The organism is Campylobacter sp. CNRCH_2016_3089, assembly GCF_025772505.1.
GTDB lineage: Bacteria > Campylobacterota > Campylobacteria > Campylobacterales > Campylobacteraceae > Campylobacter_D > Campylobacter_D lari_D.
In genome coordinates this window covers 1-547 of record NZ_JAKMSF010000064.1, presented here as the reverse complement: position 1 = coordinate 547, position 547 = coordinate 1, and the positions used below count along the sequence as shown (strand labels likewise).

General features: G+C 31.8%; 1 protein-coding gene. It reads left to right on the top strand.

Annotated elements, in window-relative coordinates:
• Nucleotides 1-547 (top strand): ankyrin repeat domain-containing protein (locus L8W69_RS09270; protein WP_263667002.1); only part of this gene is annotated, 547 nt, incomplete at both ends.

Here is a 547-nt window from a genome sequence, read left to right as displayed (position 1 = left end):
AAAATACATCTTAATGAAAGAAGTAGAAGGCGAGCCTAATATTTATAAAAACGCTCTAATCTATTATTATATACTCAATGCCGATAATCCAAATTCTCAAATCATACAATATCTAGTCAATCGTGGAGCTAAATTTGAAGTGCATAATGAAGGATTTTCCGGTAGAACTCCTATGCATTTTTGGGTTATGCAAAATAATTATGAATTATTAGAACTAGCTATTAAAGGAGGGGCTAATGTAGATATGCAAACCCGACTTATTCAAGAGAGTGAATACAATGAAACTCTTTTATTTGAAGCTGTAAGCGAACCTGAAACTTATAAGGTTACAAAGCTTTTAATTGAACTTGGAGCTAATGTAAATTTTGTCACCCCAACCACCCCTTTAGATATCGCAAGAGGATCTAGAAATAAAAAGCTTTTAAAAGATGCAGGAGCAATGACTTCAGAACAACTTGATAAAAAATACAATATATACTGGGATAGCAAAGAGTGTGAAAAAGATAAAAGCTATATGGAAAAATACTGTAAACTTTTAAACGATGCT